The organism is Streptomyces sp. NPDC090083 (assembly GCF_044747445.1).
In the GTDB taxonomy this organism is placed as follows: domain Bacteria; phylum Actinomycetota; class Actinomycetes; order Streptomycetales; family Streptomycetaceae; genus Streptomyces.
Genome location: NZ_JBIVED010000012.1, coordinates 59,555 through 84,429, shown reverse-complemented (window position 1 = coordinate 84,429; position 24,875 = coordinate 59,555). Strand labels below are relative to the sequence as shown.

Genomic DNA, 24,875 nt, shown 5'->3' with positions numbered 1-24,875 from the left:
CTCACCCGACCTCGACGCTCAGTCCCTCCAGCCCCCGGATCACGAAGTTCGGTGTGCGGTCCGGGTCGGCCGCGAGGCGGAGCGTCGGGGCCTTCTCCAGCAACGCCCCCATGGACGCGGCCAGTTCGATACGGGCCAGGGGTGCGCCGATGCAGTAGTGGATGCCCGCGCTGAAGCTGATGTGCGGGTTGTCGGTGCGGGTGAGGTCGAGGCGGCCGGGGTCGGTGAAGACGGCCGGGTCGTGGTTCGCGGAGCCGAAGAGCATCGCGATCTCCGCGCCGCGCGGGATCGTCGTACCGTCGATCTCGATCTCGTCCAGCACCCAGCGCTCGAAGAGCTGGAGCGGGGTGTCGTAGCGCATCAGCTCCTCGACGGCGGACGGGATCAGGGAGTGGTCGGCGCGGAGGGCCGCCAGCTGGTCCGGGTTGCGGAACAGGGCCCACCAGCCGTTCACCGTGGAGTTCACCGTCGCCTCGTGGCCCGCGTTCAGCAGGAGTACGGCGGTGGAGATCAGCTCCTGCTCGGTGAGCCGGACGTCGTCCTCGTCATGGGCCGCGATCATGCCGGAGATGAGGTCGTCGCCCGGGTTCCTGCGGCGGGCCGCGATCAACTCGCGTAGATACGCCGAGAATTCGTCGGACGCCCGGACCGCCTTCGCCGCCGTCTCCTCGGACGGGTTCAGCTCGTACATCCCGCAGATGTCCGCCGACCAGGGGCGCAGCGGGGCGCGGTCCGCCTCGGGGATGCCCAGCATCTCCGCGATCACCGCGACGGGGAGGGGCTCGGCCACGTCCGCCAGCAGGTCGCCGCCGCCCTTCGCGACCAGGGAGTCCACCAGTTCGCCCGCCAGCCGGCTGACGTACGGCCTGAGTCGCTCGACCGTGCGCGGGGTGAACGCCTTCGACACCAGGCGGCGGATCCGGGTGTGGTCCGGGGGCTCCAGGTCGAGCATGCCGTGGTCGTTGAGGGTGTGGAAGGGCTCGTGCTCGGGCGGGGGCGCGGTGCGGCCGAAGTCCTCGTGGGTGAAGCGGTGCTGGTAGGTACGGCCCAGGCGGCGGTCGCGCAGCAGTGCGGAGACGTCGGCGTGGCGGGGGACGAGCCACTGGTCGGTCGGCTCGTAGTACGTGACCCGGCCCCGCTCGCGCAGTTCGGCGTAGGCGGGGTACGGGTCGGACACGAACGCCGGGTCCCAGGGGTCGAAAGCGAGGTCGTCAGCAGCTGCCATGGACGGACGCTAACCCCTGGACGAGCTTCTGACCAGGGGCGACCTCGGCGGGCCCTAGCCGGGTCGCACCAGCCTCGCCTCGTACGCGAACACCGCCGCCTGCGTGCGGTCCCGGAGGCCCAGCTTCACCAGGACGCGGCTGACGTGGGTCTTGATCGTCGACTCGGCGACCACCAGGCGTTCGGCGATCTCGCCGTTGGACAGGCCCTGGGCGATGAGGACCAGCACCTCCGTCTCCCGCTCGGTCAGCTCGCCGTAGGTGCCCTGCGTCGCGGCCGGCATCGCGCGGGGCGAGTCGGCGAGCTTCGAGAACTCCGTGATCAGGCGGCGGGTGACGGAGGGGGCGAGGAGGGCCTCGCCGGCCGCCACCACCCGTACTCCGTCGGCCAGCTGGCGGGCCGAGGCGTCCTTGAGGAGGAAGCCCGAGGCGCCCGCGCGGAGTGCCTGGTAGACGTACTCGTCGAGGTCGAACGTGGTGAGCACCAGCACCTTCGCCGTGCCGTCCGCCGCGACGATCTCCCGGGTCGCCTCGATGCCGTTCAGCTCCGGCATGCGGATGTCCATCAGGACGACGTCCGGGGCCAGTTCACGTACGCGCTCCACCGCGTCGCGGCCGTTCACCGCCTCGCCGACCACCTCGATGTCCGGCATCGCGTTCAGCAGGACCGAGAAGCCCTCGCGCACCATCATCTGGTCGTCGGCGATCAGCACGCGGATGGTCATGCGTCCCCCTCGCTCATGTTCGGGACCGGCAGGAAGACCGTCACCTCATAGCCGCCGTCGTCCGTCGGGGCCGCCGTCATCTCGCCGTTCAGCATGGAGACCCGCTCGCGCATCCCGGTGATGCCGTGGCCCGCGCCCGGTGAGGGCTTCACCGAACTCGGCCTCGGCGTCGGGTCGTTGACTATGCGCAGGCCCAACCCGCCCAGCACGTAGGCGATCTCGACGCGGGCGCTCGCGCCGGGCGCGTGCCGCAGGGTGTTGCTCAGCGCCTCCTGCACGATCCGGTACGCCGACAGCTCGACGCCCTGCGGGAGTTCGCGTACCGCGCCCGTCACCGTCTTGTCGACGCTCAGGCCCGCGTCCCGCACGTTGGCGAGCAGCGCGTCCATGTCGGCGAGGGTGGGCTGCGGGGCGTCCGGCGCCTCGTAGTCCTCCGCGCGGACCACGCCCAGCACCCGGCGGAGTTCGGTCAGGGCCGCCACCGCGTTCTCCCGGATGGTGACGAACGCGCGCTCCAGCTCCGGCGGCGGGTTCTCCACCCGGTAGGGCGCGGCCTCCGCCTGGATGGCGACCACCGACATGTGGTGGGCGACCACGTCGTGCAGCTCGCGGGCGATCGTCGTGCGCTCCTCCAGAAGGGTGCGGCGGGACCGCTCGTGGGCCGTCACCGTCTGCTGCGCGGTCACCTCCTGCCGGGCCTCGCGGCGGATGTTCCGGACCGTGACGCCGAGCAGGACCATGGCGGAGAGGAACAGCATCTGCGCGGTGTCCGAGCCGAAGGCGTGGCCGCCGGCGAGGGTGGTGGCGCCGATGCCGTAGAGCGCCGTCAGCGCCCACATCCAGGCGGCCGTGCGCGGGCGGGTGCGTATCGCCACGATCGTGAGCACGGCCAGGTGGCAGATGAAACTGCCGTTCCGCCACGGCCACTCGTCGTTGAACTGGGTCGCCAGGGCGGTGGCGACCGGCGTCGCGGCCATGGACAGCCAGAACGCGCCGACCGGCCGCACCATGGTCAGCAGCACCGGCGCCAGGGCGAGCAGGCCGAGGACGATGTTGCTGCCCGCGGGACGGGCCTCGTCGTTCGTCGCGACGTACATCGCGATCAGGCCGGCCGTGCTGATCAGGACGTGCGGGACCCAGGCCGCGTACTCCCGGGGCCGCCCCTTCAGATGCCGGACCAGCGGGCCGCCGGCGCCGGAGCGGGCGAGCGGGCGGTAGGCGAAGGCGTCGTGGAACAGGTCCTGCCGCATCCCGCGCAGGGCGTCCGCGGCGGCCCGGAACTCCGGGCTGCGCGGCTGATAGGACTCGAACGCGCTGTCCTGCGGCGTCGTCTGCGTGTGGGTCGTCTCGGTCACGTTCGAAACGGTAGGCGGGGCCGTGCGTCGCCGTCGTCACCTGTGAGAAGGGTCTTCGCCCGTCCGTCTCAGGTACTACGCGCCCCCAGGCCTACCGCGGTTACCACGCCAGCTGGGCGATCTCCTCCGCGACCACCGCGCACGCGTCCGCCGCCGGGTCGATGAGGGGGAAGTGGCCGACGTCCTCCAGCAGCGTGAGGCCCACGACCTCGCCGGACCTGGCCGCCGCGTCCGCGTAGGACTCGGCGACCGCCTGCGGGACGTCGAGGTCGGCGCGGCCCTGGACCAGGGTGGTCGCGATGCCGGTCGGGAGGAGGAGGGAGGGGTCGGCGTACGGCAGCCGTTCGGCGAACTTGGCCGGGCCGCCCAGGAGTTGACCGGCCGCTCCGTCGCACACGGCCAGCTTCTCGGCGACCGTGAAGTCGGCGATCGGGGCGAGCGCGACGACCCCGCGCAGCGGGGCGGGGGCGGCCGTGTGCCAGGGGGAGTCCTTCGGGAGGACGTGCCGGGCCGCCGCCCACAGGGCGAGGTGGCCGCCCGCGGAGTGCCCGGTGAGCACCGTGCGGCGCGGGTCGGCCTGGGGCAGCGCCTCCCGTACGAGCGCGGGGAGCGCGTCCAGCGCCGCCGCGACGTCGTCGAAGGTCTCGGGCCAGCGGCCCGCGACGGGACCCCCGGCGGAGCCGCCCGCACCGGCCTGCGCCGGGATCGAGGCGCCCTCCGCGGGGCTCGCCGGACCTCGCCGGTACTCCACGTTGGCCACCGCGAACCCGCGCCGGGCCAGGAAGTCCGCGAACGGCGTCACATGCCCGCGGTCGTACGGGGCGCGCCACGCGCCGCCGTGGAGTACGACGACCAGGGGTGCGGCCTCGCCCGGCAGGCGTTCGCCGCGCGGGACGTAGAAGTCGATCACCTGATCGGGGTGGTCGCCGTACGCGGCGGTGGAGTCGGGGTCGACGGCGGGGTGGGAGAAGGCCGACTCCTCTTCTGCGGCGGCACGTACGGCTGCGTCGTCCGGCATGCTCCAACCTCTCAGCGACGAACCAGATGTGGATGGTTCGGATGTGACGGACCTGGAGAAGACCGCGGCCGTGGGCGGGACGCTATCAGTCCGGTGACGTGCGCGGACACGCGGATGTCACGCTGGGTGAGGATTGAACGGTTCTCCCGTTTCGTCACGCCCGTCGCCGCCCACCGGCACCGCTCCGGACACGGCCCTCAGCGCACCACCTCCGCCAGCACCCGCGCCGCCCGCTCCACGTCCGCGAACCCGACGTACAGCGGCGTGAATCCGAACCGCAGCACGTCCGGGTGCCGGAAGTCGCCGACCACGCCCCGCTCGATCAGCCGCTTCATCACGTCCCCGGCGTCCGGGCAGCGCAGCGCGACCTGGCTGCCGCGCTCCGCGTGGGCCGCCGGAGTCACCGACTCCACCCGCCCGGCGGGGACGTACGACTCCACGCACCGGAGGAAGAAGTCCGACAGGGCAAGGGACTTGGCGCGCACCGCCCCGATCGAGACGCCCTCGCCGTCCCACACCTCCAGGGCGGCTTCGAGGGCGAGCATGGACAGGATGTCCGGGGTGCCGACCCGGCCGCGCACCGCGCCCGCCGCCGGTTCGTAGGCCGGCCGCATGCCGAAGGGCTCGGCGTGCGAGTTCCAGCCGGGGAGCGGGGAGTCGAAGCGGTCCTGCAACGACCGGCGCACATACAGGTACGCCGGTGAACCGGGGCCGCCGTTCAGGTACTTGTAGGTGCAGCCGACCGCCAGATCGACCCCGTGCTCGTCGAGCCCGACCGGCAGGGCGCCCGCGCTGTGGCACAGGTCCCAGACGGCCACGGCACCCGCCGCGTGCACGGCGGCCGTCAGCGCGGGCAGGTCGTGCAGCCGCCCGGTGCGGTAGTCGACGTGGTTGAGGAGCACCGCCGCCGTACGCTCGCCCAGCGCGCCCGGCACCTCCGCCGGGGTCACCGGCCGCAGCGTGCGGCCGGTCATCCGGGCCGCCGACTCGGCGATGTACCCGTCGGTGGGGAAGGTCGTGGCATCGACGACGATCTCGTCCCGGCCCTCCCCCGCGAGCCGCACGGCCCCCACCAGTGCCTTGAAGACATTGACACTCGTGGAGTCGCCGACGACGATCTGCCCGGCCGCCGCCCCGACCAGCGGGGCGATCCGGTCACCGATCCGCTCCGGCGCGGTCCACCAGCCGCTCTCGTCCCAGGAACGGATGCGCAGCTCGCCCCACTGCCGGCGGACGACGTCCTCGACCCGGCCGGGGACACCGGCCGGCAGCGCGCCGAGCGAGTTCCCGTCCAGGTAGACCACGTCGTCGAGGACGAACCGCTCCCGTACGCCCGCCAGTTCGTCGGCGGCGTCCAACTTCTCTGCTTCTGCGGCGAGTTCAGACATGGGACCGCGCCGTCCACAGCTCGGGGAACACGTTCTTCTGCGCGCGCTTCTCCAGCCAGGCCACCCCGGCGGAGCCGCCCGTCCCGGTCTTCGCGCCCATCGCGCGCCGGGTGGCGACGAGATGGTCGTTGCGCCATCGCCACACCAGCTCGGCGACATCCGTCAACGCCTCGCCGAGCCGGGCGAGTTCGTCGTCGGCGGCACCGGAGTAGAGGGCGGTCCAGATCTCCTCGACCTGCTCCGACGGCTCGTACCGCAGCGTCACGTCACGCGTCAGCACGGCCTCGGGCACCGCGTGACCGCGCCGGTCGAGAAGCCTCAACACCTCGTCGTAGAGGCTCGGTTCGTGCAGGGCCTTCTCCAGCTCGGCGTGCACCCGCGGCGCGCCCCGGTGCGGGACGAGCATGGACGCGGACTTCTCGCCGAGCAGGAACTCCATCCGGCGGTACATCGCGGACTGGAAGCCGGATCCCTCGCCGAGGGCGGCACGGTAGGAGTTGAACTGGGCCGGGGTGAGCTGCCCGAGGGGCCGCCAGGACGCGTTGAGCGCGTCCAGCTCCCGTACGGACCGCTTCAGCGCGTCGACCGCGACCGTCACCCGGTCCTCGCGCAGGGCCCGCGCGGCGGTCTCCCACTCGTGGACGATGACGGTGAACCACAGCTCCATGACCTGCGTGGTGACGAGGAAGACCATCTCGCCGGGGTCGTCGGAGCGGGTGTGCTGGAGGTGGGTGAGGACGTCCGCCTGGACGTAGTCCTCGTAGGGGGTGGTCCCCCGGAAGTCGAGATGCGGGGCCTCGGGCTCCTGGATCTCCTGAGCCGGTTGGGACATCGCTGTCTCCTGATGCGTGCTCCGGGTAGCGGTCCGCCCCTGCCGTTACCGACACGGGGGCCCCGGTCCCCACCGGGCATCCTCCACAATCGTCCCCCGAGACCGCAAGGTCCGCCTGGTCACACCAGGCGGACCTGCACCACGGTCCCCGGATCAGCCGAGTGTCTGGGCCGCCGTGGGCGAGGAGTCCTTCAGGAACTGCGAGCAGCGCGCGTACTCCTCCTGCTCCCCGATCGCCTGCGCGGCACGCGCGAGGGCGTGCAGGGCGCGCAGGAAACCGCGGTTCGGCTCGTGCTCCCAGGGCACCGGGCCGTGGCCCTTCCAGCCGTTGCGCCGCAGGGAGTCCAGGCCGCGGTGGTAGCCCGTACGCGCGTAGGCGTACGACTCCACGACGCTCCCCCGCTCGTAGGCGTCGTCGGCCAGCAGCGCCCAGGCGAGCGAGGAGGTCGGGTACTTCGCGGCGACATCGGCGGGCGCCGTACCGCCCGCGAGGAGGTCGCGCGGGCCGGGGTCTTCGGGGAGGTGGGTCGGGGGCGGTCCCCCGAGGAGGTTCTCGTGAATCGTCATGGGTTCCAGTCTCCCCCAGGTACGGCGATTGCCCGGCATCCCGGGCCCCGGACGTCCCGGCCCGGGACATCCCGGTGCCGCACGGCGGCGAACCGCTACTCCAGGGGCCCCTTGCCCGCCCGCGGCTCCAGCGGCGGAGCCGTGATCGACCCATGGGTCAGGCACTCCGGACGGCGGCAGCCAGGCGCCGGGCGCCGCACCGTCGCGTACGCCAGGACCGAACCCGCCACCAGGACGCCCGCGCACCACAGCATCGCGCGGTCGAAGGCGTGGTCGAAGGCCGGCGCCGAACGGTACGCGTCCGGGCCCATCCCGGCCAGCAGCGGCAGCGCGGCGATCGCGATGAGGCCGGCCGCGCGGGCCGCCGCGTTGTTGATACCGCTGGCCAGGCCCGCGCGGGCGGTGTCGACGGAGGCGAGGACGGTGGCCGTCAGCGGGGCGACCAGGGTGACCATGCCGGTGCCCATCACCAGCAGCGCCGGCACCACGTCCGCGAGATACGAGGCGTCCCGGCCGACCCGGAGCATCATCAGCATCGCCGCCGCGCACAGCAACGGCCCGACCGTGAGGGGGATGCGCGGGCCGATCCGCTGGGCCAGTTCGCCCGAGCGGGCCGAGAAAAGCAGCATCAGGGCGGTCGTCGGGAGCAGGGCCGTGCCCGCTTCGAGCGCCGAGTATCCCGCCACCACCTGGAGCTGGAGCGCGGTGAGGAAGAAGAAGCCGCCGAAGGCCGCGTACACGCAGAGGGTGACGAGGTTGACCGCCGTGAACTGACGGGATCCGAAGATGTCCGGCGGCATCATCGGATCGGGGCTGCGCCGCTCGACGAGGACGAAGGCGACGCCCGCCGCCACGCCCGCCACGGCGGCCGGCACCACGACGACGAGCGAACCGTCGCCCGCCTCGATCAGCGCGTACGTCACCAGCGCGAGCGCCACGGCACCGAGGGCCGCGCCCAGCACGTCGAAGCGGCCGTGCTTGCGGCCGTCGGCGGACTCGGGGACGTGCCGTACGGCGATGGGGGCGCAGACCAGGGCCATGGGGACGTTGATGAGGAACACCCAGCGCCAGCCCGGCCCGTCCACCAGCCAGCCGCCCAGGAACGGGCCGACCGCCGCGCCGATGCCGCCGAACCCGGACCACAGGCCGACCGCCTTGGCCCGGTCGTCGGGGTGGAAGGATGCCTGGATGAGCGCGAGGGAGCCCGGGGTGAGGAGCGCGCCGCCGATGCCCTGGAGCGCACGGGCGGCGACCAGGACGCCCACATCGGGCGCGAGTCCGCACAGCAGCGAGGCCGCCGCGAACCACACCACGCCCAGGACGAAGATCCTGCGGCGGCCGTAGCGGTCGCCGAGGGAACCGCCCAGGAGGATCAGACCGGCCAGCGTGAGCATGTACGCGTTGACCGTCCACTGGAGGGCGGCCAGATCGGCGTCGAGATCCCGGCCGATGCGGGGCAGGGCGACATTGACGACGGTGGAGTCCACCATGGCCATGCTGGAACCGAGCACCGTGGTCAGGAGGATCCACTTGCCCTGGGGCGAGGCGAGCCGGACGTCGGACATGCCCCTAGGTATACAGCGAGCCCGGCGCCGTAGACAGACGACGCCGGGCCCGTGACGCGGTGCGGGTTACTTGATCTTCGTGCCCGTGGAGCGGAGGTTCGCGCACGCCTCGGTGACGCGGGCGGCCATCGACGCCTCGGCGAGCTTGCCCCAGGTCCGCGGGTCGTAGGTCTTCTTGGAGCCGACCTCGCCGTCGACCTTCAGGACACCGTCGTAGTTGCGGAACATGTGGTCCGCGATCGGGCGGGTGAACGCGTACTGGGTGTCGGTGTCGAGGTTCATCTTCACGACGCCGTTCTCCAGCGCGGTGGCGATCTCCTCCGGGGTGGAGCCGGAGCCGCCGTGGAAGACGAAGTTGAACGGCTTGCTGCCGGCCGGCTGACCGTACTTCGCGGCCACGCCCTCGTTCAGCTCCTTGAGCAGCTCGGGGCGGAGCACCACGTTGCCCGGCTTGTACACGCCGTGCACGTTGCCGAACGACGCGGCCAGCAGGTAGCGGCCCTTCTCACCGAGGCCGAGCGCCTCGACCGTACGGAGCGCGTCGTCGACCGTGGTGTAGAGGGAGTCGTTGATCTCGTGCGAGACACCGTCCTCCTCGCCGCCGGTCGGGGTGATCTCCACCTCAAGGATGATCTTCGCGGCGGCGGCGCGGGCCAGCAGCTCCTGCGCGATGGCGAGGTTGTCGGCGAGGGTCTCCGCCGAGCCGTCCCACATGTGGGACTGGAACAGCGGGTTGCCGCCGGCCTTCACGCGCTCCTCGGAGACCGCGAGCAGCGGACGGACGTAACCGTCGAGCTTGTCCTTGGGACAGTGGTCGGTGTGCAGCGCGACCGTGACCGGGTACTTCTCGGCGACGATGTGCGCGAACTCGGCCAGGGCCACGGAACCCGTGACCATCTCCTTCGCGTACTGGCCGCCCAGGAACTCCGCGCCACCCGTGGAGATCTGGACGATGCCGTCGCTCTCGGCCTCCGCGAAGCCGCGCAGCGCAGCGTGCAGGGTCTGGGTCGAGGTCACATTGATGGCCGGGTAGGCGAACTTGCCTGCCTTCGCCCGGTCGAGCATCTCGTTGTAGACCTCGGGGGTTGCGATGGGCATCTGTCCGCTCCTTGGTATCTGCGGGTTGGCGATCTTCGCGATCTGCGTGCTACGGCCCTGACCTAGACCTTGGGTGCGACGTCATCGTCGGCCCCATCCTTCCAGACCCGGCCTGCTGGTGGCCCCTGCCGTCTCGCCCTGTGGATGACGCGGGCGGACGCGGGGGCGGCGGGCGTCAGTCCAGGCCCAGTTCGTCCTTGGAGTAGGCGAAGAGGTACGGCACTCCCGCGCCCTGCTCGATCTTCTCGGCGGCGCCCGTCGCCCGGTCCACGATGGTCGCGACGGCGACGACCTCAGCACCGGCCGCGCGCACGGCCTCGACGGCGGTGAGCGGCGAGTCACCGGTGGTGGAGGTGTCCTCGACGACCAGGACCCGGCGGCCCTTGATCTCCGGCCCCTCCACCTGACGCTGCATGCCGTGCGCCTTCGCGGCCTTGCGCACGACGAAGGCGTCCAGCGTCCGGCCGCGCGCGGCGGCGGCGTGCAGCATCGACGTGGCGACCGGGTCGGCGCCCATGGTCAGCCCGCCGACCGCGTCGAAGTCGAGGTCCGCGGTCAGGTCGAGGAGGACCTGCCCGACGAGCGGGGCGGCCTCGCCGTCGAGGGTCACGCGGCGGAGGTCGATGTAGTAGTCGGCCTCCAGACCCGACGACAGGGTCACCTTGCCGTGCACCACGGCCTTGTCCTTGATCTGCTGCAGCACCACGCCGCGTACGTCCGTCATGCCTGCCAGCCTAGGGCCTGGTCCAAGTCCAGGTCATCGTGGCTTCCAGCGGCTCGATCGGGGTGACCAGCCGGGGCAGGGTGTTGAGGCCGTTGGGCGGACCGGTCTGCGGTTCCACGCACACGGCGGCCTCCTGCTCGTCGTAGACGACGACCCACTCCTCCGGGCTCGTCACCTTCAGCTCCAGCTGTCCCGGCCAGGTCAGCGTGACGTCGACACCGCCCGGCATGCCGAAGCAGTCGTCCCAGGGGCCCGGTCCGCGGTCGACGCGCTTGCCGGTGGGGAGGTGGTCGTCGCCGCGCTCCTCCTGCCAGGCCGGGCTGAAGTCGACGGTCACGTCCTCGCCGCCGAGGTTGCGGCGGAACCACGGGTGCCAGCCGATCTGCGCCGGGAACGAGTCCCCGTGCGCCTCCACCGCCGTCGTGACCGTCAGGGAGTCGCCGGTCAGCGCGACGGCCTGGGTGACGCGGCCGGGGAAGGGCCACGGCTCGACCAGGTCGTACGTGATGACCGCCTCGTCGGCCGAACGGCGGGCGGTGCGCCAGACGCCGTCGCGGACGGTGCCGTGGATGGCGTGCGGCGGGGAGTTGAGGGGCATCTGGTGGACGGTCCCGCCGTCCAGGAAGCGGCCGTCGCGGATCCGCCCGCACCAGGGGACCATCGGGAAACACCCGAACCGCTCGCCTTGGCGCAGGAGTTCGGTACCGCCGACGCGCAGTCCTCCGATACGGCCGCCGTTGCCCGGCTGCACCGTCACTTCCGCGTCACCCGCGGTCAGCGTGATCTCTTCGTTACTCACGCGACGACCCTACTGGGCGGATCGGGAGGGCGGACGGCGGCCCGTCAACGGCGTTTGCGCAGCACCCTGTTGACCACGATCGCCGACGCCACGACCAGCGCGGCGGCGGGGGCGGCCCAGCGGAGCGTGGCGTTCGTCGAGACGGCCTGCGGGGCGGGGACGGGGGCGTAACGGCCGCGCGGGGGCGCGTGGTCGACCTCCTCCGCGCTGCGGCCGATCATCGTGCGGCGCGCGTGCGCGGCTTCGGCGGGAGGTACCGGGGTGCCGTCGAAGGACTCGGAGACGTGGGGGTCGTCCAGACCGCCGATGTCACCGATACCGGCGACGGTGTCGGCGATCTCGGGAATGCCGTCGGGGTCGTCGGGGTCGTCAGAGTCTTCGGGGTCGTCGGGGTCGTCGGGGTCTTCAATGCCGTCGATGTCGTCGATGCCGTCGATGCCGTCGATGCCGTCGACCGCTTCGGCGTCGGCGGGCCCGTCGGCTTCCGCTGTCCCGGACTCGGCGGCGGGATGCGTGGGTTCGGGCTGTTCGGGCTGGTCCTCGGGCTCCGCCCCCAGGTTCAGCGCGAACCGCTCCAGCAGCCTCGTCGCCGCCGACCTCACCGCGTCCGGGGCCAGTTCGGTGATACGGCCGTCCGCCGTCGCCGTGCCGTCGAAGGTGACGGTGGAACCGTCGCCCGCCGCGTGGACGCGCAGGGTGAGGGCGAGCTTGACGGAACCGGTGCCGCGGGTCTCCGTCGCGTCGCCCTCCACCGTGTACGAGCCGTCGTCCCGCGCGGAGACGCGCAGCGCACCCCGGTAGGTGATGGAGTGGCTGCCGACGCGGACCTTCAGGCGCCCGGCGACGGGTTCGGTGCCGGCGTCCTGATGGAGGCCGGGAACCGCGCGGGCGATCCTCGCGGGATCCGCGAGCGCGGCCCGCAGCCGGGCGGGCGGAACCGGAACGTGCACCTCATGCTCCATGCTTGCCGAGCCTACCTAGGTTGACCGGGGGTACACCTGCCGTTGCCCCCAAGTGCGGCCGTGTTGGTGCGGGCGCACCCCGTGGGATCAGTACCGCGGATGCACCAGCGTGGAAGCGGCCAGCCCCGGCACCCGGGTCCGCTCCGCCGCCCGTACCTCGCTCTCCAGTCCCGGCTCCGCGGGCGCCGCTCCCCGCGCCGCCAGCACGAACCCCCAGTCGCCCGGCGCCCGGGACCTGCCGGTCGTACGGTCGGGGCCCGCCGCGTAGCCCGAGGCGCGGCCCCCGACCCGGTACGGGAGGGCGTGGAGACCGGCCGCGCGGACCGTGGAGACCACCGTCCAGAACACATGGCGGCGGGAGGCGACCGGGCCCGCGTGCACCACGAGCCGGCCCCGGTCGGTGAGGGCGCGGCGGGCGAGGCCGTAGAACTCCTGGGAGTACAGCTTCGTGCTGGCCGTGATGCCGGGGTCGGGGAGGTCGGCGACGACCACGTCGTACGTGCCGGGAGGCACCGCGCGCAGGCGGTCGAAGGCGTCGCCCGTGGTGACGTGGACGCGCGGGTCGTCGTAGACGTGGTCGTTGAGGGCGGAGAGGGCGGGGTCGTGGCGGGCCAGCCGGACGACGCCCGCGTCGAGTTCGACGATGTCGACGCGGCGCACGCCCCGGTGGCGCAGCGCCTCGGCGGCGGCGAGGCCGTCACCGCCGCCGAGGACGAGCACGCGCGCGTGGGGGCCCTGCATCGCGGGGTCCACGAGGGCCTCGTGGTAGCGGCGCTCGTCGCTCCCGCTGACCCGCAGCCGCCCGTCGAGGAAGAGGTCCAGGGGGCGGCCGTGGTCGCCGCCGGTGAGGACGACCTCCTGGACGTCGGTCTGGAGCGCGACGCGGACGTCCTTGCCGTAGATCGCGTGGCGTGCGGCCCGTTCGAAGTCGTCGACCAGGACGGCGGCCGAGGCGAGCAGGCCGAGGACGGTGAGGTTGGTGATGACCAGGAGCCAGCAGCCCCGGCGGGTGAGGTCGCGGCGGAACAGGCCGAGGACCAGGGAGCCGCCCGCGACCACGTTGACCGTGCCGGTGAGCAGGGTGCCGGTCAGCTGGCCCAGGAAGGGGAGCAGCAGGAACGGGAACGCCAGGCCGCCCACCAGCGCGCCCACGTAGTCCGCCGCGAACAGGTCCGCGACCGCGCCGCCCGCGTCCTGGCGGCGGATGCGCTGGATCAGTTCCATGAGGAGCGGGACCTCGGCGCCGATCAGCAGACCGATGGCGAGGGAGAAGGCGACCAGGAGGCAGCGCGGGCCCTGGGCCCATATACCGCCCCAGTTCCCGGTCCAGGCGAAGACCGCGTACAACGCCATCGCGCTGCAGCCGCCGATCAGCGCGAGGGCCGCCTCGACCGCGCCGAAACCGGCCGCCGCGTGCCAGCGCAGCCGCTTCGCCGCGAGGGAGCCGATGCCCATCGCGAAGACCATCACCGAGAGGACGACCGAGGCCTGGGTGACCGAGTCGCCGATCAAGTACGAGGCGAGGGCGACCAGTTCGAGTTCGTACACGAGTCCGCAGGCCGCGCAGACGAAGACGCCCGCGAGCACCAGGAACCGGCCCGTGCCCGGCCGCACGGGCAGCCGCGCGGGGCCTTCCCACGGTGGCTGGGTGCCCGGACGGGCCGGGGCGTGCGGTTCGATCACGCTGCGACGTTACGTCACATGGTGGGCACGCTTCGTCACCCACACGTGTGGAATGTGTTTACGGCGCCCCGGAGTGGTGTCGGTGACCCCGGGGTTCAGACGGGCGACGGCATCGCGTGCCCCACCGGTACCGGCACCGGTGCGGGCACGCGCACCCCCACCCGTGTGCGGGTCGCGACCAGCTGGCCGTCCTGCGGGTAGGCGTGCCAGGTGCGCCAGTGCACCTGGCCCTCGTGCCGCTGGGCGAGCAGCGCGGTGAAGGCGTGCGGACTGCCGGGGAAGACCCCGGCGAGGCCGTTGGGATGGTCGGCGACGAGGGCCAGCAGTTCCTGGGCACGGCCCGCGAACTGTCCCGGGGACAGCACCTCGACCCGGGCCGCGAACTCGTACTCCCAGTCGCCGACCCGCTTGGCGACCCCGAGAGGAAGGGGCGTACTGGAACCCGGGATGCACGCGACCGTCTCCGAACAGCTGCCCCGCTCCTCGTCCAGGAGTACCTGGTGGGATGCGCCGAGCAGTCTCAACTGAAGCTTCGCACCGGCCAGTTCGAGATCGAGTGTGGCCAGGGCGGGCAGCGGCTCACGCCCGAGGGCCCAGGCGAGGTCGGCCGCACGCGTATCGGTGTAGGAGGTCTTCAGGGTCGTGAGCATGGATCGGCTCCGCTGGCACGCAAAAAGGGAGGAGTGGGGTCCGGCGCACCCCGTTCGACACCGGGAGAGGGGCCCGGCCAGCCCGTCAGCCCAGTCAGGAGAAGGTGCCTGCAGGCGTTCGAGGGGCTGCGTTGGGGCTGCGTTGATGTATGAGAGGGAATCATGAGCGATGGCGCCACCACAGCGTTTTTACCCAACTTCGTGGGGTTTCCATCCCTCAGGGGGCTGCACAGCTCAACTGTTCAACCAAGGCGTACGCCCAGGCGTGTCAGGCGCGCGCCGGAGCACCAGGGGAGAGCGGTGCCCCGACGAGCGCGGGGGCCTTCGCCCCGACACTTTCGATAGCTTTCGATATGTTTTCGGGACCCCCGCCCCCTCAGTTCCCCCCGCCGCAACCGCCTCCGCAGGACGACCCCCCGCCGCACGAGTGGCCGCCGCCGCACGAGGAGTGACCGCCGCCGCAGGAGTGGTGGCCGCCCCCGTGGTGCCCGCCGCCGTGGTGCCCGCCGCTGTCCGAGGACGACGAACCCCCGTCGCCCGCCCACCAGCTGGTCGACCCGGCCGCGCTGCCGCCGGAGAGCCTCGACCGCCGGCCCGGTCCCTTGCCGATCCTGTCCTTGCGCCCGGCGCGGACGACCGCGCCCACGAAAGCCACTGCGACGACCGCCAGGATGATGCCGAAGAACATGGCCCCACCCTCCTTCCGATTCCCCCGGAGCGGCCCCCCGTGGGCGCCCCGGTTGGTGCGTGAAGCAGAGATGCCCGGCCGTCTCACCTGCCAAAGCAGAGTTGAGGAACTCCAGAGCTTGGGCGCAGGATGACGGGCATGACCTCCACCGCACGCCCCCTCCTCAACCGCCGGCTCGCCGAGTTCGGGACCACGATCTTCGCCGAGATGTCCGCCCTCGCCCTGAAGACCGGCTCGATCAACCTCGGCCAGGGTTTCCCCGACACGGACGGCCCCGAGGAGATCCGCGAGGCGGCGGTGCGCGCCCTGCGCGACGGACGCGGCAACCAGTACCCGCCCGGCCCCGGCGTCCCCGAACTCCGCTCCGCGATCACCGCCCACCAGCAGCGCCGCTACGGCCTCTCCTACGACCCCGACACCGAGGTCCTGGTCACGGCGGGCGCGACGGAGGCCATCGCCGCGGCGCTCCTCGCCCTGGTCGAGCCCGGCGACGAGGTCATCGCCCTGGAGCCGTACTACGACTCCTACGCGGCCTGCGTCGCCATGGCCGGCGGCACCCGCGTACCGGTCACCCTGCGGCCCTCCGAGGGTCGCTTCCGGCTCGACCTGGACGAGCTGCGCGCCGCCGTCACCGACCGCACGCGCCTCCTCCTGATCAACACCCCGCACAACCCCACCGGCACCGTCCTCACCCGCGAGGAACTCGCCGCCATCGCCGAACTCGCCGTAGAACGCGATCTGTTGGTGATCACCGACGAGGTGTACGAGCACTTGGTCTTCGACGACGCCGAGCACATCCCGCTCGTCACGTTCCCGGGGATGCGGGAGCGGACGGTGTCGATCGGGTCGGCGGGCAAGACGTTCTCGTTCACGGGGTGGAAGGTCGGCTGGGTCAAGGCTGTTTCGCCTACCTATTTGTTGGCGAGCTGAGGGCAAACGGGCTGATGCCCGCGCGGGTCGCCCATCTTCATCGGCCGAGAGTCGCCTTCGATCCGAGGTTCCGGGCGAGATCGTTCCTCCCCAGATCACTTACTAGCCGGACAGGGGGATCATTTCGGGCGTACGGTTTCCGTCAGCCGTGGAGGGAGGCCAGCCATCTCCGAGTTCGAAGAGCTTCATGACCTGGGCTACCTGGGGCGTGAAGGACTGAGCTTGGTTTACAAGCTTCTGAAAGAGGAGGCGCGACGGTTCCCCGTGCTCGCCCCTGCAGCGGGTTGGCAGCTGGCAGACTGGGAGGATCTGTTCGGTGATTTCCTCGAGGAACGGGCCGAGGCTGTCACTTCCAACCTGCAGAGCCTTGCGACCGATGACGCGTCCATGGGGCGGATCCTGCGCAGGTCGATTCGGAACTGGTTGATCGACAGAGCACGTGAAACAGGCCCGGGCGCGTTGCGGCGACGCTTGGAGGAGGTGCTCTCCGCCGAGCCAGAGTTCGAGCAGATCCCGGAAGGGCAGCCCGGCGCCAAGCGATGGAGGGTGCCGGGCAGCGGCTGGGCTCCATGGTCCGGTGACACTGCCAAGCTGGTGGAGGCCGCTCAGGCCGTCTCGGCTGTGCGGATCCCGAAGTGGTCCAGCACCACGCGTCGGGCGCCGATTGCGGACCGGGCGTCGATCGTTGCCGTGGCCAGCGCAGTCCTGAGCGCAGCTGGTGGCTCCCTGGAGATCGCACAGTTGGTCGAGGTCTTCGTTACGCGGTTCCCGATCGTGCTGGACCCGGTGATCGTGAGCAGGGACGAGGGTTCCGACGGTACCTACCGAGACACAGCGTTGACACCCGAGGAGGTCGTAGTGGCCGCCGAGGAGGAGCTCGATGCAGCCGTGACCGCCGCGGAGATCGTGGGGATGCTCTCCCCTGAGGAGCGCAGCATCGTGCCTATCGCGGACCAGCAGGCTAAGGTCCGTGAGCTGTTGGGATGCGGCCGGAGCCAAGCGTTCTTGAAGGTGAAGCGCCTCCGAGAGCGGCTGAGACAGCTGATCGGAGATCACGACGTTCACGGTGTAGGGCTGGAGGTGATCAGGCTGTGCAGCGAAACTCAGCAGGAGGAGTGACGCGTGGGCGGTCGGACGCCACGGCAGTTGTGACGTCAGACATGGATGGACCCGTTCATCCATGTCACCCGGGAGGACTCCATGAGTGAACCAGTGGTGCCCCAGCGTTTCCTTGATCTGGCTGCTGCGGTCCGGGCTCCGAAGGAGCTGTCGGCTGAAGGCTTGCGAGCAAGGTTCGGCGACCCGGCAGAGGTACGTCTCGCGGTTGGCCAGGTGTGGCGTGCACGATGGGAGGAGACCAGTCTCCTTGTACTGGTCCTGGGAATTGCCGACCGCGAAGTGAACGCTGTCCCCGTGACGATCGATCCTCCAGGGGAAGACGCAGCCAGCCTGGTGGTGGACGGCATCCGGACCGCCTTCGGCGTGGAGTCGACTGTGTGGGCGGGACTTGCTGGCCCAGTCCCTCTGCGTGTCCTCGACCGCGTGGTGGACCTTTGGGAGCCTGACCTCGTCGCTTGGGCTGCCGAGATGGCGGATGGGGGGGCGCCGTCCGTACCAGCAGGGGCTCGACAGGGCACCGTGCCCGCGTCGGTTTTCGACCCTTCCGAAGAGGTGCGAGCCGAGCTCGAAGACGACCTCGACGCCCTGCGGGCAGCGCCTGGCCTGCCTGAAGCGAAAGGAACGGAAAAGGTCGTCTCGCTGGGAGCACTGTTGAACGGTCTCCCCGATCTGCCGGCGCTGGGAGCAGCGTTGGGGGTCCCTCAGCCGGAGGTGATGAGGATCTTGCGGGGCTCAGTTCCTCTGAAGCCGGGACAGGTGGAAGCGGTCGCGAGCGCGACGGGACTTTCCGTTGATGCCGTTGCCAAGACCGTGCGCCCCCTTCCCGCTGCTCTGGTGACAGCGGCAGAGCATCCCCGTTGGCGAGAGACGTGGATTCGTAGAGCGAAGCGGTTGGGAGTCAGCGAAGGAGAAGCTCGCCTTTCGGGCGGTTATGGGACGCTCGCCCTTGCTGCACGCGAAACCGGCGGTGCGGAACCGGACTGGGAAGGGCGACTCCGGCAGTTTCTGCGTGGTGAGGACCTCGCCGGATCGGATGCGTGATGCGGCGGCGTTTCGTGGAGGAAGCGCCTCGGCAGGCGCAGGCCATGCTCGGCGTCATCGAACGGATTCACCCGGGTTGTCTCGCTGCGCTCCGCGATGACCCCCTGGGTGAGCTGGGCCGCTGGCCGGACGTTCAGGTGGTGACGGAACCCGAGGTCGGGGAAGGACGGTGTTCTGTCGCCGGAAGTTACAGGGACAGGACCGATCCGCCAACGCTTGTGGTTGGCGCTTCCCGGTCGTACCGTCGCCGCGGGTTCACTGGCCTGCACGAGCTGGGGCATCACTTGCAGCAGACGGATCCTGGCCTGGGTCAGGCACTTTTTGCTACGCAGGACTCGGAAGCCTTCGAGGACGCGGCATGCGACGCTTTCGCCGCCCGGGTGTTGCTTCCAGAAGGGGAGATTCCCGAGAACGTGCGCCTACGGGGACCATCCGCTACGGACGTGGTCGAGCTGTTCCAGCGCTCCCAGGCGTCGCGCGAAGCCTGCTGTGTCCGGGCAGCGGAATACCTTTCAGGCGGCGCGGTCGTCCTACTCGACCGTGCTGGCACCACAGTCTTTAGTTCCTCCCGAAGCCTGATCCCGCCGGCGCGTGGTTCCGACCAGTCCAGAACCCCCTTGATCGAGAGGGCACTGCGAACCGGAGCCATGGCACAGCACGACAAGACGTACGTCGAGTACCGCTCTGGCAGGGCGGGGGATGTCGTGTACGGGCAGGCAGCTTGGTGCGACGAGCAGTACGTGGTCGCGGTCCTCGTCCCGGACAATGCCCCCTGGCTCAAGTACTCGGTACCACGACCGGGGACCGGTGGTACCTGGTACGGCAGCCAGTCAGTCTGCGAGACATGTGGCGAGGCGTTCGAGGTCAGTGCCCCACCATGTGAGCAGTGCGGCGACGCTACATGCCCCGAAGGGCATTGTGCCTGCACAAGCGCCCGCATGAGCCGGGATCGAGCCTGCGACCGGTGCTTCCTGGTACTGGCGCCGAGCCGGTTCGACGGCACCAGTCGCATCTGCCGCGACTGCGCTTGAGCACTCTCTCGGGATGCCGGTGCCCCCTCGGCCGGACGATTCCTGCGGTGTGACGTCAGGTAGTGGTGAGCAGCTACAGGGCTGCTCGGCCCGCTGTGGCGGGCCTGACAGCCGGGCTCTGACGCCCCACAAGAGGAATCGAGAAACAGATGGGATACACCCACGACGTCTTGGACGACATCCGCTCCCAGATCGACGCCCACGCCGAGCCGTTGGCAGAGGCCCGCAACCGGTTGGCCTTGGTCCGCTCCGCAGCCACGGCATTCCCCGGATCCCTGCGAACCTACGCGAGTGGATCACTGGCCCAGCACACCTTCATTCACCCGGTCGGCGACGGAGACGGCGGCCTGGTCCTCGACCGCCGCGTCTACCCTCGGCTCGGACCCGACGGTGGCGGTGAGACTCCTGCCGACATCGCGGCAGAACTCTGCGGGTTGTTGGGGCCCGCGGTTCGCGAGGTGTACCCGAACGCCCGTTGCGGGACCTCCAAGCGCGGCCCGAAACTGACGTTCGGCCAGCCGACGGACGGCCAGGACCCCACCGTGGACCTGGTCGTCGCGTTGACCCGCAAGGACGCCTCGGGCCTGTGGATTCCCAACCTCAAGAACGACACATGGGAGGCTTCCGACCCCGAGCGCCACGTCGAGTTGTTCACCTCCGGGAGTCTTTCCTTGCAGCGCACCCGGCGTCGGGTCGTACGCCTGTTGAAGGCGTGGAACAAGCAGTACAGCGTCCCGGGCTTCTCCTCCCACAACCTGACCGTCTGGGCTTGGGAGTTCATCGAGCCCGGCATGGGAATGGCGACCGCGCTGAGCACCGTACTGACGAAGGCGGCCCGACGGGTCGACTCCGGAAACGCCACGGTTGACCCGGCCGGGGTATCGCCGAACGTGCGGCTGCTCGTCCCGCGCGACACCGCGTCCCGCAGGCTGCATACGGCGGCCGCTGGGCTGGATGAAGCACTCGCTCACGATGACGATCGTGACGCCGTCCTCTCGGCACTGTCTCGGGTCTTCTACAAGTACATCGACGACCCGTCTTCTCGCGGTCTCGCGCAGAAGATCGGGGCGCTGCGGCAATCGGGCCCGGTCTCAAGCGCCCTCCTGGGGCTGGGCGGTCCACCCGTAGCGATCCCCGCAGTCCGCTCGTACGGCGCCCCGGCCGACAACCGGTGAGTCGGCCCGTGGCGTGGCGAGAGCCGGCCTGGTTCACCAGACCGGCTCTTCGCTTCGCCTTCCAGCGTGGCATCGAAGCCTGCGGCCCGACGGCAAGGATCGTAAGACCTCCCCGCCGGTACCCGGGCGGCTTCGCGCTGGCCGTGCACTTCGACCTGCCCGACATCCCCGAGCAGACCGTCACTATCGTCTTCGGCCACGGCTCCCCCTATACACCACACATCTACAGTGACGGCCCAAGCGAATCACCGCACCGCTACGCCGAGGGGGCCCTGTGCATCTGGTACCCGTACGACCCGGCCGAGCAGCAGTGGACACGCCGTGACGGACCGGCGATCCTGCTCGGGTTGATCGTCGCGCACCTGCTCAAGGAAGAGTGGTGGCGCCTCACCGGCGAATGGCCCGGACAAGAGGCTCCCCACCACACACCCGAGGCCCGAAGCTAGCCGAATCAGGGAGGGCAGCATGACCACGCCACCGCCAGCCCTTCCCTCACCCAGCATGATCACGGCGACGACACCGTCCACCCCGACTCCAGCTTCCACATCCTCGACGCCTGGACCCGAGGCACTGACGTCGGCCCTAGTCTCCGGGGCCGTCCTCGCAGCCGCCATCGGCGCAACCATCAACCTGTGGCTGGCCCGGAGTAGGTCCCGTGAAGAAGAGCGCGGACGCCTCCGCGCGGCCTTCGCAGAAGCCTTCGTCGCCTACACCACCTACAAGGAGATGCCGTACGCAATCCGTCGCCGCCACGCTGATCAAGCCGCAGAAGAACGCGTCCGTCTCTCGGAAATCCTCCGGGAGACCCAAGCCCAACTCGCTTACCATCTCGCCTGGACCGCCCTGGAGTCACCCGCCGTCGGCGATGCCTACAAGAACCTCGTTCAACACCTCCGCCGGACGGCTGGCGCTGCAATGCACGAGGCATGGGAAGCGCCCGCCATCACCAGCGACACTCAGATGAACATCCCGCCGACCGTCATCGACCTCAGCGAACTCGTCCAATACGAGACCGCATACCTCGATGCCGTTCGCGTCCACCTGCACGAACTCCTGCCGTGGTGGAAACGCCTGCGCTCCTGACGCCCATGAGGCTTCCACGCGTGGTGAGATCCGGTGGATCACCGTCTCGAATCCCAAACGACGTGCACTCGCTAACAGTGCCTGAATTGCGGGCGCGCGCCTAGAGAAATCCCAAACGGCGTGCACCCAGCGGCGCGCAGCCTACGTCTTCTACTGTCCTTCCTGAAGCCAGGGATCACCGGCTCACTCGTCCGCTGGGAGATCCCCCGACCTCAGGAAGGAACCACGTCGTGCAGCTGAGGCTGATGTACGTGATCATCGCGGTCCTCGCGGCGCTTGTCGCCGCTCTGACCGGCAGCGTCGTGACCGTCGTCGAGGGAGGGCGTCCCACTGCCGCCTTCAAGACTGGAGCATTGACCTTCGCCGGCTCCCTGACGCTCCTCATCGTGGTCATGGGCGCCCTGGGTGTGGTGGGTTCGTGAGCGACATGGTTGCCCTTGGAGGACACGTGCAGGCCGAGAGTGCCTCCTCGCTCGACGAGGTGCTCGCGAAAGTGCACCAGCACCGCACGCACCTCTCGCGGCTGATGAACGCCCACGACGCGACTCGCCTCGTCCTCGGACTGCTGTACCTGAGTCGAAAAGCGCACGCCAATCCCGGCGCCGGCGTACCGACATGGTCGTGGTTGCTGGGGCAGTCGGCAGAGCGCGGTTCGGGAATCCGCGCTGCCGTGAGCAAGTGTCTGAGCCACTGGCTTCCCGCAGCCGACGAGCAGGACCCAGACGTGGGCACGAGGAGCCTGATGCCCGTTCCGCCCTCCGGTTCCGAAGGATCACTGCACGCTCTCATCCAAGCCATCGGCTCCACCCAGCTGGTCAGGCCCCTGCTCGACCACTGTCTACGCGACCTCTCGGCGGACCAGGCCCAGGCTGACGGCAGCCACTACTTCACGCCGGACGACATGGCCCGCCTCATGGTCGGTGCGGCCGTCCCTCGCGACGGGCACAGAGTGCTGGACCCGGTCTGCGGTTCAGGGGGACTGCTTGTCGAGAGTCACCGCTACGTCCGCGAACGCGTCGGGCTGGACCCGACCATGTCCTTGCAGGGGAAGGAGCAGCACGCCCACACCTCACAGGTGGCCCGCATGAACTTCGCGGTGCGGGGGATCACGGCTCATGTCTTCCCGCCCGGAGACAGCCTCGCGGAGCCCGAACCGGAGCCGTACGACATCGTCCTGGCCAACCTTCCCTTCAACCAGCGCAACTGGGCGCTGGAGGGCGAGGCAGAGCAAACTCGCCGGTCGGGCCTCGCAGTCCCTGTCGATCCCCGCTGGCCGGAGGAACCGCCGTCCCTAGGGTCCGCCAACCCTGCATGGATTCAGCACATCGCGCACGCGCTTGCTCCTTCCGGACGTGCCGTCTTCCTGATGGCCGACACGATGGCCAACAGCAGGCAGCCCGTCACCCGAAGGCTCCGCCAACGTCTCCTGCGTGACGACCTTGTCGAGTGCGTGATCGCTCTGCCGCCTCGCGTGTTCGGTCAGTCCAAAGCCCCCGCCTGTCTGTGGGTGCTCAACAGGGACAAGAGCGCGCGCCCCGGCTGGGGTACCCAGGACCGTCGCCAGCAGGTGCTGTTCATCAATGCGCGGCGAGCTTTCGAACCGGTCCCGGATTCGAGAGCGCGAAGGCTGGGCGACAAGAACACGGCATTGATCCTGACCACTCTGGCGGCCTGGCGTGGCCTCTCCGAGAACGGTGCCACGGCCTCGCCGTACAACGACACAGTCGGCTGGTCCCGAAGCTGCTCCACCAAGGAGATCGCCGACCACGAGTCCAGCCTGATGCCGACCTCGTACGCCGTGGAGCCCCCCAGCCCCGAACGGGACACGCGAAGCCGGGTCGAGCAACTCAAGCTCGAACTGGCCGATCAGCTCGACCAGATGCGTGTCCTGGAACTCCGGCTGCTGGACGTCATGGAGGAGATCTGATGGAAGCCAATGCGGACCAGGGCGCCTCGGATGGGGCGGCTTGGAAGACGACCTCCATCAAGATCGAGCGGCCTCGCATCTACACCACCTCCGGATTCCTCGACGACGCGGCTGCCGAGCAGACTGCAGGAGTCGTCAGCTCGACGTTCGTCCAGAACGGCAGAATCCTCGCGCCCAGGGCCAACGAGTGTCGGCCGGGTGATTCCCCGCCCAGCCGGGCAACCCTCAAGGAGGGCGACCTGGCCGTCGTACTCGTCCGACGGGTGGGCGATTCCGCACTGGTCACCGCCGAGCACGCAGGATGTACAGCGACCAGGTCGATCGGCATCATCCGTGCTGAACCGCACATAGCGCGATGGCTGCGTATCTGGCTACAGACACCCACGGCGAAGGCTCGCATCGACGAGGACGTGACGGCACACGTCGAGCCCACCGTCAGCCTCGGCACCCTCCACCGCATGCCGTTTCCGCTTCCTCCGGCAGACGTAATCAATGCATACCACCAGACATTCGGCCTCATCGAGGAGATGACCACCCTCTACCAGGAGACCGCCCGCAAGGCGGTGGAACTGGCCGACGCCCTCCATGACGACTGGGCGTCGACGATTCCGCCCTGGGAGACACGATCGCTTGCGAAGGTCGCCAAACCGAAGACGGGCAAAGGTTCAGAACGCTCGCTTCCCCCGTTGCGCGCAGAACCCACCACCGATGTAACCGATGTAGTAGCCCCTAAAGATCTCTACGACCTCCCCGTGCCCCACGTCCAGAGGTTCCGCCTGAGCAGTCCTGCGAACGACGGCGAGGCGCATCCGCCCGGCACCTTGATGCTGAGCACCCGTTCCGACGGCGCACACATCGCCGTGCCGAGCCGACCAGCAACACCTCTCAGAGGCGTCGTTGCCGTACGACCTATTGACGAAGAAGACGGTTGGTGGCTGCTCCACGAACTCAGGAGCAGGAGCAGCGACATCGCACAGCTTGCACAGGGCCAGAACGGCCGGGAAATCTCCGCCGGCGCCCTCAAGCGCCTGGAGGTCACCTGGCCGGACCGGTTCACGCGCACCGACTTCCACGCGACGGCCGAGCCCCTGCACGCCGCGGCGCGACTCCTGGTCGCCAAGATCACGACGCTGCACACTCTGCGGGACGCACTACTGCGGGACATCTCAGCGAAGGCCGGCGTCCTCCGAGAACCGACAACCGAGCCGGAAGAGCTGGGCGCTCCTGCTCCTCGCCCCACTGGGGCCCCCTCACCACGGGGGTATGACCGGCAATGAGTCAGGATGGTCCCC

24 protein-coding genes and 1 pseudogene are annotated in these 24,875 nt (G+C 70.2%); 10 read left to right on the top strand and 15 right to left on the bottom strand.

Annotated features, from left to right (window positions below; all coding sequences use genetic code 11):
• Window position 1: 1 nt before the first annotated feature.
• From ACIPTO_RS33895 to ACIPTO_RS33825, 15 genes are all read right to left on the bottom strand, one after another.
• Window positions 2-1,225, bottom strand: a complete 1,224-nt coding sequence (locus ACIPTO_RS33895; RefSeq protein ID WP_401198524.1) for a cytochrome P450 — start codon at window positions 1,223-1,225, stop codon at window positions 2-4.
• Between the two features lie 54 nt (window positions 1,226-1,279).
• Entirely contained in the window at window positions 1,280-1,948 is a 669-nt protein-coding gene (locus ACIPTO_RS33890; protein ID WP_401198522.1) for a response regulator, read from the bottom strand.
• Window positions 1,945-3,303: a histidine kinase gene (locus tag ACIPTO_RS33885; protein WP_366322499.1), complete on the bottom strand. Its 1,359-nt coding sequence runs from the start codon at window positions 3,301-3,303 to the stop codon at window positions 1,945-1,947. The genes ACIPTO_RS33890 and ACIPTO_RS33885 overlap by 4 nt, the downstream gene beginning before the upstream one ends.
• A 100-nt stretch (window positions 3,304-3,403) precedes the next feature.
• Complete coding sequence (locus ACIPTO_RS33880; protein WP_401198520.1) at window positions 3,404-4,321, bottom strand: alpha/beta hydrolase; 918 nt, start codon at window positions 4,319-4,321, stop codon at window positions 3,404-3,406.
• Window positions 4,322-4,518: 197 nt separating this feature from the next.
• The gene (gene kynU, locus ACIPTO_RS33875; RefSeq protein ID WP_401198518.1) at window positions 4,519-5,709 is read right to left on the bottom strand and encodes a kynureninase; all 1,191 of its coding nucleotides are present in this window, start codon (window positions 5,707-5,709) and stop codon (window positions 4,519-4,521) included.
• Complete coding sequence (locus ACIPTO_RS33870) at window positions 5,702-6,541, bottom strand: tryptophan 2,3-dioxygenase family protein (protein WP_401198516.1); 840 nt, start codon at window positions 6,539-6,541, stop codon at window positions 5,702-5,704. Before ACIPTO_RS33870 ends, kynU begins: the two co-directional genes overlap by 8 nt.
• Before the next feature lie 153 nt (window positions 6,542-6,694).
• On the bottom strand, window positions 6,695-7,108 hold the full coding sequence (locus ACIPTO_RS33865) for a DUF3151 domain-containing protein (RefSeq protein ID WP_366322507.1): 414 nt from the start codon (window positions 7,106-7,108) through the stop codon (window positions 6,695-6,697).
• Window positions 7,109-7,203: 95 nt separating this feature from the next.
• Window positions 7,204-8,673: an MFS transporter gene (locus tag ACIPTO_RS33860; RefSeq protein WP_401198513.1), complete on the bottom strand. Its 1,470-nt coding sequence runs from the start codon at window positions 8,671-8,673 to the stop codon at window positions 7,204-7,206.
• Window positions 8,674-8,739: 66 nt separating this feature from the next.
• Window positions 8,740-9,771 (bottom strand): class II fructose-bisphosphate aldolase, encoded by a 1,032-nt coding sequence (gene fbaA / locus ACIPTO_RS33855; protein WP_366322511.1) that lies wholly within the window; start codon window positions 9,769-9,771, stop codon window positions 8,740-8,742.
• A 175-nt stretch (window positions 9,772-9,946) separates the two neighbouring features.
• Window positions 9,947-10,495, bottom strand: a complete 549-nt coding sequence (gene pyrE / locus ACIPTO_RS33850) for an orotate phosphoribosyltransferase (RefSeq protein WP_352183887.1) — start codon at window positions 10,493-10,495, stop codon at window positions 9,947-9,949.
• 10 nt (window positions 10,496-10,505) lie between these two features.
• On the bottom strand, window positions 10,506-11,294 hold the full coding sequence (locus ACIPTO_RS33845) for an aldose 1-epimerase (protein WP_401198511.1): 789 nt from the start codon (window positions 11,292-11,294) through the stop codon (window positions 10,506-10,508).
• A 44-nt stretch (window positions 11,295-11,338) separates the two neighbouring features.
• Entirely contained in the window at window positions 11,339-12,256 is a 918-nt protein-coding gene (locus ACIPTO_RS33840; RefSeq protein ID WP_401198509.1) for an SRPBCC family protein, read from the bottom strand.
• Between the two features lie 87 nt (window positions 12,257-12,343).
• Window positions 12,344-13,939 carry a polyamine aminopropyltransferase gene (locus ACIPTO_RS33835; protein WP_401198507.1) on the bottom strand — a complete coding sequence of 532 codons (1,596 nt, stop codon included), beginning with the start codon at window positions 13,937-13,939 and terminating at the stop codon, window positions 12,344-12,346.
• A gap of 95 nt (window positions 13,940-14,034) precedes the next feature.
• Entirely contained in the window at window positions 14,035-14,589 is a 555-nt protein-coding gene (locus tag ACIPTO_RS33830; RefSeq protein ID WP_366322519.1) for a DUF2617 family protein, read from the bottom strand.
• Between the two features lie 376 nt (window positions 14,590-14,965).
• Window positions 14,966-15,277 (bottom strand): hypothetical protein, encoded by a 312-nt coding sequence (locus tag ACIPTO_RS33825; RefSeq protein WP_401198505.1) that lies wholly within the window; start codon window positions 15,275-15,277, stop codon window positions 14,966-14,968.
• Window positions 15,278-15,406: 129 nt separating this feature from the next.
• Here ACIPTO_RS33825 and ACIPTO_RS33820 point away from each other — a divergent pair.
• The 10 genes and pseudogenes from ACIPTO_RS33820 to ACIPTO_RS33775 all read left to right on the top strand — a co-directional run.
• Window positions 15,407-16,177, top strand: a pseudogene (locus ACIPTO_RS33820) (aminotransferase class I/II-fold pyridoxal phosphate-dependent enzyme); the annotation flags it as partial.
• A 252-nt stretch (window positions 16,178-16,429) separates the two neighbouring features.
• Window positions 16,430-17,326 (top strand): hypothetical protein, encoded by an 897-nt coding sequence (locus ACIPTO_RS33815; protein WP_401198503.1) that lies wholly within the window; start codon window positions 16,430-16,432, stop codon window positions 17,324-17,326.
• Window positions 17,327-17,407: 81 nt separating this feature from the next.
• Window positions 17,408-18,367, top strand: a complete 960-nt coding sequence (locus tag ACIPTO_RS33810; protein ID WP_401198501.1) for a hypothetical protein — start codon at window positions 17,408-17,410, stop codon at window positions 18,365-18,367.
• Window positions 18,367-19,398 carry an ImmA/IrrE family metallo-endopeptidase gene (locus tag ACIPTO_RS33805; protein WP_401198499.1) on the top strand — a complete coding sequence of 344 codons (1,032 nt, stop codon included), beginning with the start codon at window positions 18,367-18,369 and terminating at the stop codon, window positions 19,396-19,398. The genes ACIPTO_RS33810 and ACIPTO_RS33805 overlap by 1 nt, the downstream gene beginning before the upstream one ends.
• A gap of 149 nt (window positions 19,399-19,547) precedes the next feature.
• Complete coding sequence (locus ACIPTO_RS33800) at window positions 19,548-20,573, top strand: hypothetical protein (protein WP_401198497.1); 1,026 nt, start codon at window positions 19,548-19,550, stop codon at window positions 20,571-20,573.
• Between the two features lie 143 nt (window positions 20,574-20,716).
• Window positions 20,717-21,019, top strand: a complete 303-nt coding sequence (locus ACIPTO_RS33795; protein ID WP_401198495.1) for a hypothetical protein — start codon at window positions 20,717-20,719, stop codon at window positions 21,017-21,019.
• 19 nt (window positions 21,020-21,038) lie between these two features.
• The gene (locus tag ACIPTO_RS33790; RefSeq protein ID WP_401198493.1) at window positions 21,039-21,656 is read left to right on the top strand and encodes a hypothetical protein; all 618 of its coding nucleotides are present in this window, start codon (window positions 21,039-21,041) and stop codon (window positions 21,654-21,656) included.
• 230 nt (window positions 21,657-21,886) lie between these two features.
• The gene (locus ACIPTO_RS33785; protein ID WP_383738798.1) at window positions 21,887-22,078 is read left to right on the top strand and encodes a hypothetical protein; all 192 of its coding nucleotides are present in this window, start codon (window positions 21,887-21,889) and stop codon (window positions 22,076-22,078) included.
• Between the two features lie 5 nt (window positions 22,079-22,083).
• Window positions 22,084-23,583 carry an N-6 DNA methylase gene (locus ACIPTO_RS33780; RefSeq protein WP_401198705.1) on the top strand — a complete coding sequence of 500 codons (1,500 nt, stop codon included), beginning with the start codon at window positions 22,084-22,086 and terminating at the stop codon, window positions 23,581-23,583.
• Window positions 23,583-24,860 (top strand): hypothetical protein, encoded by a 1,278-nt coding sequence (locus ACIPTO_RS33775; protein WP_401198491.1) that lies wholly within the window; start codon window positions 23,583-23,585, stop codon window positions 24,858-24,860. The genes ACIPTO_RS33780 and ACIPTO_RS33775 overlap by 1 nt, the downstream gene beginning before the upstream one ends.
• The last annotated feature ends 15 nt before the right edge of the window (window positions 24,861-24,875 follow it).

What these genes read in the sequence shown, in the direction of transcription:
- ACIPTO_RS33895 (WP_401198524.1), bottom strand. Translation starts at nt 1,225, where the DNA reads ATGGCAGCTGCTGACGACCTCGCTTTCGACCCCTGGGACCCGGCGTTC.
- ACIPTO_RS33890 (WP_401198522.1), bottom strand. Translation starts at nt 1,948, where the DNA reads ATGACCATCCGCGTGCTGATCGCCGACGACCAGATGATGGTGCGCGAG.
- ACIPTO_RS33880 (WP_401198520.1), bottom strand. Translation starts at nt 4,321, where the DNA reads ATGCCGGACGACGCAGCCGTACGTGCCGCCGCAGAAGAGGAGTCGGCC.
- kynU (WP_401198518.1), bottom strand. Translation starts at nt 5,709, where the DNA reads ATGTCTGAACTCGCCGCAGAAGCAGAGAAGTTGGACGCCGCCGACGAA.
- ACIPTO_RS33870 (WP_401198516.1), bottom strand. Translation starts at nt 6,541, where the DNA reads ATGTCCCAACCGGCTCAGGAGATCCAGGAGCCCGAGGCCCCGCATCTC.
- ACIPTO_RS33865 (WP_366322507.1), bottom strand. Translation starts at nt 7,108, where the DNA reads ATGACGATTCACGAGAACCTCCTCGGGGGACCGCCCCCGACCCACCTC.
- ACIPTO_RS33860 (WP_401198513.1), bottom strand. Translation starts at nt 8,673, where the DNA reads ATGTCCGACGTCCGGCTCGCCTCGCCCCAGGGCAAGTGGATCCTCCTG.
- fbaA (WP_366322511.1), bottom strand. Translation starts at nt 9,771, where the DNA reads ATGCCCATCGCAACCCCCGAGGTCTACAACGAGATGCTCGACCGGGCG.
- pyrE (WP_352183887.1), bottom strand. Translation starts at nt 10,495, where the DNA reads ATGACGGACGTACGCGGCGTGGTGCTGCAGCAGATCAAGGACAAGGCC.
- ACIPTO_RS33840 (WP_401198509.1), bottom strand. Translation starts at nt 12,256, where the DNA reads ATGGAGCATGAGGTGCACGTTCCGGTTCCGCCCGCCCGGCTGCGGGCC.
- ACIPTO_RS33830 (WP_366322519.1), bottom strand. Translation starts at nt 14,589, where the DNA reads ATGCTCACGACCCTGAAGACCTCCTACACCGATACGCGTGCGGCCGAC.
- ACIPTO_RS33825 (WP_401198505.1), bottom strand. Translation starts at nt 15,277, where the DNA reads ATGTTCTTCGGCATCATCCTGGCGGTCGTCGCAGTGGCTTTCGTGGGC.
- ACIPTO_RS33810 (WP_401198501.1), top strand. Translation starts at nt 17,408, where the DNA reads ATGAGTGAACCAGTGGTGCCCCAGCGTTTCCTTGATCTGGCTGCTGCG.
- ACIPTO_RS33805 (WP_401198499.1), top strand. Translation starts at nt 18,367, where the DNA reads ATGCGGCGGCGTTTCGTGGAGGAAGCGCCTCGGCAGGCGCAGGCCATG.
- ACIPTO_RS33800 (WP_401198497.1), top strand. Translation starts at nt 19,548, where the DNA reads ATGGGATACACCCACGACGTCTTGGACGACATCCGCTCCCAGATCGAC.
- ACIPTO_RS33790 (WP_401198493.1), top strand. Translation starts at nt 21,039, where the DNA reads ATGACCACGCCACCGCCAGCCCTTCCCTCACCCAGCATGATCACGGCG.
- ACIPTO_RS33780 (WP_401198705.1), top strand. Translation starts at nt 22,084, where the DNA reads ATGGTTGCCCTTGGAGGACACGTGCAGGCCGAGAGTGCCTCCTCGCTC.
- ACIPTO_RS33775 (WP_401198491.1), top strand. Translation starts at nt 23,583, where the DNA reads ATGGAAGCCAATGCGGACCAGGGCGCCTCGGATGGGGCGGCTTGGAAG.